We start from the raw sequence: 10,272 nt of genomic DNA on the forward strand, positions 1-10,272 counted from the left end.
GGCCTCCAAAATCAGTTCTTGTGTCTGTTCTTGTCCGTATACCCAAAAGGGAATGGACAAAAATAAAAGCAACCCTATTCCTCTCATTGGGCCTTGAACTTTAAGTATACATCAAACTCAATGGCCTCCGCGATAGCATGGTCTTTAAGATCATTGTTGTAAGTAATACCCCAGCGTGTTCGGTCAATTTTGAACTGAGTTCTGAGTTCTAATGCATCCCCATCAGCGACACCCCAAAACTCCTGCTGATTGCTCACGCCCTTTATGGTCAAAGTTGCTATGAACTTATGCTTATTTTCCTCTGGAAAGTATTCTACCGTTTCAATCTCCAAGAGCGCAAAAGGAAACTTCTTTACAAAAAAGAAATCTTCATCCTTTAAATGCTCCACAGGACCGTTACCTTCCAGATAATCTCGATTGCTTATGGAGTTCATATCAATGACAAAAGAGCCGCCAACTATAGCGCCACCGTCTGTGCGTAATTCTCCGCTTCTAAAATTTACCGTGCCTTTGTGCTCGCTAAACTTGAAGGCGTAATACCCGCGCCAATTGATCAAGCTTCTTTCGGTGTCCAGAAGATAAGTGAGGCGTTCATCCATTTGACTTTGGGCGGCCATACCCATTAACAAACACAAGGCCAATACTAGTTTTTTCATGATTTAAAATTTTTAAACGAAACTAGATGGAGCAGTTGTGAGAAGTGTCAAAAAAGTGTAAAAGATGTGCAAAGGCTTGTAAAAGTTGCCTAAAATCCATGTTCTTTGTACCAGCTATGAACAAATCCGCAATAAAAACGAACTACCTCTTCTTAGGAATGCTGTCCCTTTGGATTTTGGGCAGCGCTTGCCAGCCCCAAGAAGAAAATGAAGATCAGAAAGCTAAGATCGCCCTGAGAGAAGTGGGGCATCAACTCCTTCTAGCTACAGCTGACTCCACCTCAACCATTCCTCCTATTAAGGCCTTAGAAAACAATTCTTACCTCCTTTCCTTCAGCAATGACCTTTCTATAGAACCGCAATTATTGGTAGATCAAATGAAGGATAAGATGCAGCGCGCTGGATTCGAAAGGAACTATACGGTAGAGGTGAAAAACTGTGAAGATCTAGAGGTTGCATACAGCTATGAAATTGCCAAAGAAGAGCAGCGCACCATTATTCCCTGCGGCACACGGATATTGCCTCCAGGATGCTACAAAATTCAATTATTCATCAGTCCTTCAAAACAAAAAGCTGTAACCATTCCGTGGTGGTGGTTGACAATTCCAGTGCTTTTAATTGGGGTGTTTCTTTTCTATTTCAAACCGAATAACAGCTCCAAAAAAGAAGAATCCAAGAACTTCAAATCTCTCGGTGATTTTAGATTTTACCCGGATCAGAATAAGCTGGTGAAGGCGGCTGTGGAAATTGGACTCTCCAACAAAGAGTGTGAACTTTTGGCCATTTTGGTTGAGACTCCGAACCAAATTATACGCCGAGAAGAACTGCTCAAACGCGTTTGGGAGGACAATGGTGTAGTTACGGGTAGAAGTTTAGATACCTATATTTCTAAACTGCGTAAAAAGCTCAAAGATGACGATCGGATCCAGATCGTGAACGTCCACGGAGTAGGTTATAAACTCAGTTTCAATTCTAAATAAAAAAAGCCGGGATTTCTCCCGGCTAGCATAACTTAATTCTCCCAAAAAAAGTGATCGTAAGATGATCCTGTGCTAACTTTCTTATGGACAGTTTTAAGCTGCATTTGTTTGGTTTTATATAAGTAGCCGGTTGATGCCGGAGCTTTAATCTTAACCTTTACAGAGCGACGACGACGCGTTTTTGTCTTATTGAGCTCTACGGGTTCCATACAATCAAAACGAACCGAAAGTCCGCGAATCTCCGCAGTAATTTTTCCACGACGACGACGCCACTTTCCTCGCTTTTTCTTGTAGTGAACTGTTTTTGATTTAATTCTAGAACCCCAAATTCCACTAGGGTGAGACAATTTTTGCTTTCCTTTAATGCGGCGGTTTGACGATGGATAATAGTATCTAGAACGATCAAAACCTAAACGGCATTCTGCGCCACCATCAGAGCCCGAGGTCCCGGAGTTGTCGTTGTAATTTCCAGAACTACTTCCGCCAGTATATCCCCCGTAAACAGTCACCCCTTCTATATCGACAAACTCATCGACATTAGAAACAGCAATGGCTTCCAACAGACCCACATCCATAGTGCTCACCGTAACGTATCCAAAGCGAGTAAAATGATAGAGGTCTTTGCCAATTTTTACATTTCCAAACTTGTTGACTACAGTTCTAACTTCATCGTCAAAAATGTAGTGATTGTCCGGATCGGTTTTCTCATCGAGTTCTTCATTGTTCAACCAGATTTCCTCTTCTGCGCTGATCTTTTTGCGCAACGAACTGAACTCAGAAAACTGATTCTCAAAATCGATCAAAGGTTGAGCAGGATCGTATTTGAGTTCGTCTTCTTTCTCATCTAATGATTCGTCATCCAAGTGACCCCATTCATCCAAAAAGGCATCATCATAAGCCTCAAGTTGGTCTTCCAACTCTTCCAAAGTGTTTAAAAAGGTCTCTACATCAGGGAAATCCAACATATTCTTATAGACTCCTATACGCGCGCTTGCTTTACCCGTAAAATTAGCCTGATCTTCAGCTGGCTCGCTCAAAGGCTCTTGCTCACAAGAACCCAGAAAGGCCACAAACAGCAATAATCCAAATCGCTGTAATATTTGTTTAGTCTTCATAGGATATATATTTTAATTAATACCCTACTGTTACCGAACATCAAGATCTGTTACCCGACTTTTTTAAACTTTTTTCGTAAAAAATAAATCGGTACCACAAGCAGAACACTAAGCCATGCATAATTCCAGTTTTTACGCGGCTTAATTTCCACAGAATCACCAATGAGCATCAGTGAACTCCAATAATAGGGAGCCTTCTGGGAAAGATCTGCATTTTGAAGATAGTCAACTTTGGCGCGTTTTAAGGCTGTAGCTAAAGGATTACCGCGATCCAAGTAGGTGTAAAAAGAAGAGAGAATTTCTTGTGTGGCCTTATCATTGGTACTCCAGCGACTGCTAATTACAGTACGCGCTCCCGATTGAAAAAAGCCTCGAGCCAAACTCGCCACCCCTTCTCCTTTCAATGTGCGTCCCGCAGCGGTATTGCAAGCGCTAAGCACCACTAAATCGGCTTGCAAATTCAAGCTGTTAAGATCCGCGAGATTAATGATGCTGTCTTGCATGCTGATCCATGGATTCTCATTGGCTGCCGCATGGGTTGCTAAGTGAATAATCCTGGCATCGGAAGCATATTGTAAAAAGTGGCTCCGGCTGGCTTGATCATCAGAAAAACTCAAGCCCTCAAAAAGTAAGGAAGCTGAGGCAATCTCCTCTGGAGTGGCCGGTAAATCTACCAAGCCGGTCTGTTGAAAACGTACTGGTGCCATAGCCAAAAGATCGTAGCTCGTTTTGCGTTTGACGTCCTTACTCTTGTTTAAATAAGAAAGGGATTGCGCGTAACTGATGTCCTTTTGTTCAATCAAATAGGTTAATGGACTGACCTGACTCACTAAAGCCTCAAAGGGAACGGCATTTAAGTTTTGGTCTGCAACAATTACGAGGTTAGTTATATCCTTCAGGTAATTCTGTAGTTCTTTGGGAAACAATCTGCTGTATAAGCTTGCACTGAGCATACGGAAATTGGCCGCATCCGATTTGCTCTGGAATGGCTTCATGACCAATTCACTAAAGGAGCTCACTTGTCTTGATAAGTCTTTGGCATTCGGCAAGGGGATCAAAACGGTGTTCGCCTTACTTATCAATAAAACCTGATGGGATTGATTTGCTCTCTTACTATCATTCCATAGGTAATGCAATATAGCAGTCTGCTCATCCATTTGTGAAAGAACAGTTTCTAAAGATTCAATTTCAATTTGAGCAATCGCACCCTTTAATCCGGGGTAAGTACTCGAGAGTTGTTCCAAAAATGCTGTCCTCTCTGCTTTTAAATCCAAAAGCTTTGAATGCCCTAAACTGGGGTCAGCCAGTGCAGCCAACTGTATTTTATTGATCTGTTTGTTATAGTGATAATAGGTTTTGACCAGACTATCGGGTAATTGTTCTAATTGTTTATTGAAAGAGGTGTTTTGAGTCAATAGGACAGCTTGTTTCTTCTCTGCAAAGTAGAAGGCCTGATCTGGTTGATTCAGTTCCCAGGCTACAAATGCGCCATTGCCATAAATTTTAGAAGCATACTTACGCCAAAACAACTTGGAAGCATCATCCCGATTGCCAACAAACAGTTGATCTGCAATATAATCGGCAGCTTTAAGTTGGACCATAGCCTGTTCTAAATAGTCCTTTTGTTTATTGATACGGTATTGTTGCGTATAGATATCGGCTTTTTTAGTAAGTCCCCAGAGCAATAGTTTGGAGTCAATTGCTCCATCCATGATTTCAGCAGACGGGACTTGATCAATCGGAAACGTATTTTGTGTATTCTCTTCTATACTTTGATGGATCGCCGCTAGTGCATCATTCAAACGATTATTCTCCAAATAGAAATCGCATTCAATATTCAGCAATCGGGTAATGGTGCTGGCACTGCCTGGATAGTTCTTGGCGCGATCGATATAATAAAGTGCGCTATCGCTGCGGTTTTGTGCGTAGAGATTGGCCAAATTCACATAGGAACGCACCAGCAGTGAAGTGTCTTTCATGGTTAAAAGATCATCAATACTCTTCAAGTAGTATGACTTGGAGCTGTCGAAATCAAAATAGTTGGCGTTGTTGTAATAACTCGCGTAATGCAACTTTAAGATCACCGCATTTCTTGCAGAAATACGCGTACCATTGTCAAGAGCGCGATCTATTTCTTGGAGCACTTCAAATTTCTTCTTTAGACTTTCCGGACTGTTGATTTCCTCATAGATCTGCGCCAAATCCAAGGATCTAGAAACCCAACTGCGCATTCTACCCTTGGCTTTATAAATAAGTCGGCCTTGCAAATAGGCATCGACCGCTGCATAAGGATCACCTTGCTTTTCCGAGATGTTTCCCAAATAGAAGTAAGCTCGAGCTAGCTTTAAGCTGTCAATTTTTTTATCAATCACCTTTTGAAAATGCGCTTGCGCTGCCAGCCATCGTTTATCCCAATAACAAAATCGAGCTGTATTGTATAAAGCTTGGTTGTAATCCTTATCGTAGCGTTGTAACTCATCATACCACACCAACTCTCTTTGGCTGTAAGATATGGCAGTACTCAGATCGCGCGCCTTATTATTGTAGTAGCGCGATTCTTGATGTGCGATTTGAATGGCTTGCTGCAAATCGGTTGATGCAACGGCCAAAGTCAGCAAGGAATCTACCCAAGTCTGACGTTGTTCAAGAGGGATTTTGGCAATACCTGCTTCATAAGATTCAAACAAAGTTTGGCCATTGAGCATACCACAAGTCAGTACACTCAACAACCAAATTCTTGTTTTAATAAATCTCATGAGGAAGTAGATACCTTAAGAGCGACGACAATTGTTACCCCAAGTAGCACTTTTAACTTGGCAAGGTTCTGTCTCATCATCCGTCGGAGCTGCCTTCTCCACTTCATCTTCTTCTTCCTCTTCTTCACAAGGATCAGTGCGAATCGGCACGTCAGCTTCGTGATAACTACAAACAGGACAGAATACAACCCAAATTTCTTTATCTGGATCCAATGTACATTTTGACCAAGATTTGAGCAGTCCACTGGTAATGTACTGCTTGCGTACATCGGCCTTTTGTAGATCCGTTAGACCACTGTAATATTCTACGGTAACATCTCTTTCATCCGTCGAGGCCTTCAAATCAACTTCGGCGGGATCATTTGCGGTTGAGGGTTCATCTTTAGAACAGGATACTAAAGACAAGGTTGTGGCTAATACCATTAGACACAACATTTTGAATGCATGTTTCATTTTGTGAAATTAAAATTAAAAATTAGTTGAATCACGTGGTTTGGCCATAGCACGGCTGAGGGAAAGTTGTAAAACCTTGTGGCATAAAGGTAAAGAACAATAGAATCTTACCTTTACCTCTTATGCAACTCTGGTTTTTCTTACGTATTATTGTCGCACAGTGACAAATCCGCGTGAAATTACTAGCCTGTTCCCCTAAAGCGGATTTTGTTACCCATAGATTTGAAAAAACCCCTGAACCGCAGTAAAATTTAATGGATCCCACTAAATATTTAGAAGCTCTTGTGAAGGCTGATTCTAAAATCATAGATCAACTCTATGATAAGGAATTACCTAAAGTTACTCGCTTTGTCATGCAAAACAATGGAGGGCAGCAAGACGCTGAAGATATTTTTCAAAAAGCCCTCCTGCAATTAACCACGCGATATGTGGCAGAACCCTTTGAAATCAAAAGCAGTTTTGAGGCCTATTTATTTACGGTTTGTAAAAATTTATGGCGACGGGAGTTAAATTCTAAGAAACCGCGGGTAACAAATGCCACACATTTGGAACCAGTTTATGATCCTGAGGATCTAGCCTTGTCTGCTATGGAGCAAAAACGATGGGACTTGTTCAAGGCCTGCTTCGAATTGCTTTCAGAAAATTGCAAAGTGGTGCTGCAGTTGTTTTTCAACAAAGTATCCTACGCAGATATTGTAGACCGTTTGGGTTACAATTCAGAAACTGTAGCCAGACAGCGGGTTTTTAAATGCAAGGCTAAATTGACAGAACTTGTAAAAAAGGACCGAAATTTTAAGGCCTTACGTGAACTATGACCAATCAAGATTTAATAGAAATTAGCGCGCTTTTGCGCGGGGAACTCCCTGCGGATGAAGCTCAGAGCTTACAAAATCGTTTGGACGCTGATCCTGAGTTGATGGAAATCTATTTGCTGGAAAAGCAGCAATTTGAAGCCTTAGATGAGTCACAATGGCCTAAAGCCACTACCGCCGATAAGGACTATAAAAAGTTCCACAAAGCAGCGCAATCGGATGCCGTTAAAAACTTGCATCAGTATTTAGAAACTAGAGAAGATACTCCAACTAAGATTATTCCACTTTATCAGCGAACCTATTTCAAATGGGTAGCCGCTGTCGCTGTAATTGCTTTAGTGATATCGGGTATCCTTTTAGGAGGACAAGAAGATCCGCAGACCTTATACGCTCAGTATTTGGACATGGATGATGTTCCAACACTAACCGTTCGTAGTGAGAGTGATTCTATATACGGAATTTTAGAAAATCAGTTTCAAAACGGAAACTATCGAGAATTTCTAAACAATCTAAAAGAATACGATACACTTCCCGCCAATGCAAGCTTGTTGCTCTATGAAGGGTTGGCCAATAATGAACTCAATAATACACCTAAAGCCCTTGCGACTTTTGATGAGTTAATTGCCAGCGATCTTATTGACGCGCCCAGAGGTCATTGGTTCAAAGCCCTGGCTTTATTAAAATCGGGAGCGGTAACTGAGGCGAAATCCGTTTTGGAATACATTGTCAGCAATGAGCTTTATAATGCTGATAAGGCAAAAGAACTTCTCTCGGATCTCCCCTAAAACAAAGGGATTTCAAGGTATTAGATTAAAGCACAACGAAAGTTGTGCTTTTTTTTGGGTAACAAAATAAAATTTATGGAACCCTTTAGTGAGTACCATAACTGTGCATGGTGTTTAGTTAAATAATTATATGGAAGTCGATGATTCCAAATCTCGGCTTTGCATTAAAACTAACCATTATGAAAATTGTGAAAACACTGGGCATAGTCTTGATTCTTTCCTGCTTGATCACAGCATGCTCCGAAGAAAAACAACAAGAGCCAGTCACCATTGAAAGCCAATCGTTGTTTGCCAGCAAAAGAGCTGTCAAAGCTCCAACTACAACATTTGATGCCTATTTGAATGTAAAAGTGGCCATTGAAACTCATGGAATGCCTGCATTACCCTTGGATCGCGGAACCTTTTATGAACTTCAATCGCTCTCTGGCATTGAGACCGAAATTGACACTAAATCTGCAAATCTTATACTGGACGAGCTTTTTGTGTTCCAAGAAATGGGTGTGGTTCCTTATATCCGTGAAAGAACAAATTTCAGCGAGCTGACCAAAGATCTGATCATTAAGATCATTGCGGAAGAATCTATTGAGGGCATCGATGAAGTTGAAGGCTTCGCTTCACTCAAAAGAGATGAACAAGAGCTATTGCTTCACCTCAATGCCGTTGCTCTAGAATTTAAAGAAGAAGCGGCAGGATTTGAACACAGAGACCGTTACTGTGGCACCTATATTTCTGGGTATGACAGTTATGCTCCATGCACTAGGGCAGGAGCCATCATAGGAAGCTCCATTGGAATGTCATTGTGCAGCTTTCCCTGCGGAATTATTGGGGGAGTTCTAGGAGGTCTTTTCGGGCACTGGCTTGATACTAAATAAATATCTATACGACATTGGGTAATTCTTCCCAATAGCTTGGAACGGGCTTGACGGCCGGTTAGTTCCGGATGTTCTCGCTTCCTTTCCAGGTTTTCTAAACAGAAAATGTGCTGCAGCTAAATATCTGTTGACTATGTATTTACCTCAATACTCAACAAGAGGTCGCGTATGCCGAAAAGCGAACGAGTAGGCAATCAATTAAACTATATTATCATGAAAATTGTATATCGAATGAGCGTAGTGCTCTTACTTTCTGTGGTGATCTTTTCTTGTTCAAAAGAGGACAACACAGCTACTGAAAACACTGATGTGAACAGTGAACTTCTAATTGACAAATCAACGGTTCGTGCACCAGAAACCGCCTTTGATCGTTTTAAAAGTGTTCAATCAGAGATTGAAAGCAAAGGAGCTCCGAGCCTGCCTATGTCACGAGGAGAATTCAGCACCTTTTACAATGCAGCTGGCAATCCAGGATCTCTAAGTGCCAAATCAGCTAATATGATCGCTGATGAATTAATGGTGGTACAAGAAATTGGGCTTGAATCTTATATTTTGAGAACTAAGTACAGCGATTTCACAAAGGAGGCTATCGTTAAGATCGCTGCTGTGGGGTACCTGCCAGATTTGACAGAAGCAGAAGGTTTCTCAAGCATTTCTGACTTTGAGCAGAACTTACTTGTTGACATCAACCAGCTTTCTAAGGACTTCAATGATGGTCTTGGAAGAAGTGGTTTCGGTTCCAGAACTGTGGATTGTTCAATTAACGGGAATCCAGCCTCATGTACAGCCACTATGGCTATTGCTGGTGCTGCTATTGGTGGATCTATCTGTGGTCTTCCTTGCGCTATCGGCGGTGGAATCATTGGTGGAGTGATTGGTTGGTTTGCTGACGGAGGTCCAGATAAATAGGCCTTCAAGACCAGCCTATGTCACGCTTGTTTAAAATTCTTGTTGTTTGTCTAGTAATTACCTTTGGTATTGCCGCGGTTTGGCATCATTCTTCTGGGGAGGAGGATCTGCCGACTGCCTTAGATAAGACACTATTCGAAGAGGAAAACGTTTATTTATTGCTCCGCGGTTCCCAAACCAAAATGGGAGGTTACGCCAGAGAATACAACAGGTATGGGGGTCTTGCCTCACACATTGCCTTAGGTTTTTATACCGATAGTCTCAGGATCTATCATGTAAATACTCGAAAGTCAAATCCAATGATCACAGAATCCTTAACGTCTTTTGTAACCGCAGAAGAGAAAAGCTATAACTATCTGTCCGTTTGGAAACTTAAAGGCATGACCCCTAACAAGCTTGATAGCATTCAAGTTGCTATTGATAGACTTTTGGGGCAACCCATTAAATTTGATTATAAATTCAACAGCAATGATGAGAATATCTTGTATTGTTCAGAGTACATTCAGAAGATTCTTCAGCCTGTATCTCCAGGCTTGTTTAAAGATGCTTTCTATACAAAAAAGGTTCCCAAAGGGCATCGCTTTTATTTAAAAACAGACACTCTGCATTACCTGCCGGCAGATTTTATACTAGGCAACAAACAAGAATTGGATCTGCTTTTTGAATGGGAGTTGGCTGAACAATAAAAAAGGCCCAGACCAATGTCTGAGCCTATCAATCACGGCATCTAGTTGACCCCTACTGAATCTGGAGGTTAATTGGTGGTGATTCTGAGCTGCCCAAGACACTGCCAGGCAGTACATAGGCGATCACCTTGTAATCATCAGGGCCAAAAGGCTTATCACTGCTTAGGGTAAAAGTGAAGTTCCCAGAAGCATCTGTGGTGGCAGTCGTAGTATATCGGGTGCCGTCTGGAGCCGGAGCATGAACCGCA

The 10,272-nt window shown here is 41.7% G+C and carries 11 protein-coding genes; 6 read left to right on the forward strand and 5 right to left on the reverse strand.

The genetic code is table 11. From position 1 onward, the window contains the following. Positions 1-83: 83 nt before the first annotated feature. Positions 84-656 carry a YceI family protein gene (locus tag HRT75_RS12865; RefSeq protein WP_291187466.1) on the reverse strand — a complete coding sequence of 191 codons (573 nt, stop codon included), beginning with the start codon at positions 654-656 and terminating at the stop codon, positions 84-86. 98 nt (positions 657-754) lie between these two features. On the opposite strand from HRT75_RS12865, the gene HRT75_RS12870 reads away from it, so the two are divergent. Beyond that, positions 755-1,636, forward strand: coding sequence for a winged helix-turn-helix domain-containing protein (locus tag HRT75_RS12870; RefSeq protein ID WP_291187469.1), 882 nt, complete (start codon positions 755-757; stop codon positions 1,634-1,636). A 32-nt stretch (positions 1,637-1,668) separates the two neighbouring features. On the opposite strand, the gene HRT75_RS12875 is transcribed toward HRT75_RS12870, so the two are convergent. The 3 genes from HRT75_RS12875 to HRT75_RS12885 are packed head-to-tail and all read right to left on the reverse strand — an operon-like array spanning position 1,669 to position 5,960. Then, positions 1,669-2,751 (reverse strand): hypothetical protein, encoded by a 1,083-nt coding sequence (locus HRT75_RS12875; RefSeq protein ID WP_291187472.1) that lies wholly within the window; start codon positions 2,749-2,751, stop codon positions 1,669-1,671. Between the two features lie 50 nt (positions 2,752-2,801). Continuing rightward, positions 2,802-5,507, reverse strand: coding sequence for a CHAT domain-containing protein (locus HRT75_RS12880; protein WP_291187475.1), 2,706 nt, complete (start codon positions 5,505-5,507; stop codon positions 2,802-2,804). A gap of 15 nt (positions 5,508-5,522) precedes the next feature. After that, positions 5,523-5,960, reverse strand: coding sequence for a hypothetical protein (locus tag HRT75_RS12885; protein ID WP_291187477.1), 438 nt, complete (start codon positions 5,958-5,960; stop codon positions 5,523-5,525). 254 nt (positions 5,961-6,214) lie between these two features. Here HRT75_RS12885 and HRT75_RS12890 point away from each other — a divergent pair, with 254 nt between their 5' ends. From HRT75_RS12890 to HRT75_RS12910, 5 genes are all read left to right on the forward strand, one after another. Continuing rightward, positions 6,215-6,775: a sigma-70 family RNA polymerase sigma factor gene (locus tag HRT75_RS12890; RefSeq protein WP_291187480.1), complete on the forward strand. Its 561-nt coding sequence runs from the start codon at positions 6,215-6,217 to the stop codon at positions 6,773-6,775. After that, the gene (locus tag HRT75_RS12895) at positions 6,772-7,557 is read left to right on the forward strand and encodes a hypothetical protein (protein ID WP_291187483.1); all 786 of its coding nucleotides are present in this window, start codon (positions 6,772-6,774) and stop codon (positions 7,555-7,557) included. The genes HRT75_RS12890 and HRT75_RS12895 overlap by 4 nt, the downstream gene beginning before the upstream one ends. 179 nt (positions 7,558-7,736) lie before the next feature. Continuing rightward, a complete protein-coding gene (locus HRT75_RS12900; RefSeq protein ID WP_291187486.1) occupies positions 7,737-8,429 on the forward strand; it encodes a hypothetical protein in 693 nt (230 codons plus the stop codon). Between the two features lie 213 nt (positions 8,430-8,642). Beyond that, positions 8,643-9,338: a hypothetical protein gene (locus tag HRT75_RS12905; protein ID WP_291187489.1), complete on the forward strand. Its 696-nt coding sequence runs from the start codon at positions 8,643-8,645 to the stop codon at positions 9,336-9,338. Positions 9,339-9,355: 17 nt separating this feature from the next. Beyond that, positions 9,356-10,024, forward strand: a complete 669-nt coding sequence (locus tag HRT75_RS12910; RefSeq protein WP_291187492.1) for a hypothetical protein — start codon at positions 9,356-9,358, stop codon at positions 10,022-10,024. Between the two features lie 52 nt (positions 10,025-10,076). Here HRT75_RS12910 and HRT75_RS12915 read toward each other — a convergent pair. After that, the coding region (locus tag HRT75_RS12915) for a hypothetical protein (RefSeq protein WP_291187495.1) at positions 10,077-10,272 on the reverse strand (196 nt) is incomplete at its 5' end.

Source organism: Gilvibacter sp. (assembly GCF_013214815.1).
Taxonomy (GTDB): domain Bacteria; phylum Bacteroidota; class Bacteroidia; order Flavobacteriales; family Flavobacteriaceae; genus Gilvibacter.

Bases quoted from the DNA above. Each gene is read 5' to 3' on its own strand.
- HRT75_RS12865 (WP_291187466.1), bottom strand. From the start codon at position 656: ATGAAAAAACTAGTATTGGCCTTGTGTTTGTTAATGGGTATGGCCGCC.
- HRT75_RS12870 (WP_291187469.1), top strand. From the start codon at position 755: ATGTTCTTTGTACCAGCTATGAACAAATCCGCAATAAAAACGAACTAC.
- HRT75_RS12875 (WP_291187472.1), bottom strand. From the start codon at position 2,751: ATGAAGACTAAACAAATATTACAGCGATTTGGATTATTGCTGTTTGTG.
- HRT75_RS12880 (WP_291187475.1), bottom strand. From the start codon at position 5,507: ATGAGATTTATTAAAACAAGAATTTGGTTGTTGAGTGTACTGACTTGT.
- HRT75_RS12885 (WP_291187477.1), bottom strand. From the start codon at position 5,960: ATGAAACATGCATTCAAAATGTTGTGTCTAATGGTATTAGCCACAACC.
- HRT75_RS12890 (WP_291187480.1), top strand. From the start codon at position 6,215: ATGGATCCCACTAAATATTTAGAAGCTCTTGTGAAGGCTGATTCTAAA.
- HRT75_RS12895 (WP_291187483.1), top strand. From the start codon at position 6,772: ATGACCAATCAAGATTTAATAGAAATTAGCGCGCTTTTGCGCGGGGAA.
- HRT75_RS12900 (WP_291187486.1), top strand. From the start codon at position 7,737: ATGAAAATTGTGAAAACACTGGGCATAGTCTTGATTCTTTCCTGCTTG.
- HRT75_RS12905 (WP_291187489.1), top strand. From the start codon at position 8,643: ATGAAAATTGTATATCGAATGAGCGTAGTGCTCTTACTTTCTGTGGTG.
- HRT75_RS12910 (WP_291187492.1), top strand. From the start codon at position 9,356: ATGTCACGCTTGTTTAAAATTCTTGTTGTTTGTCTAGTAATTACCTTT.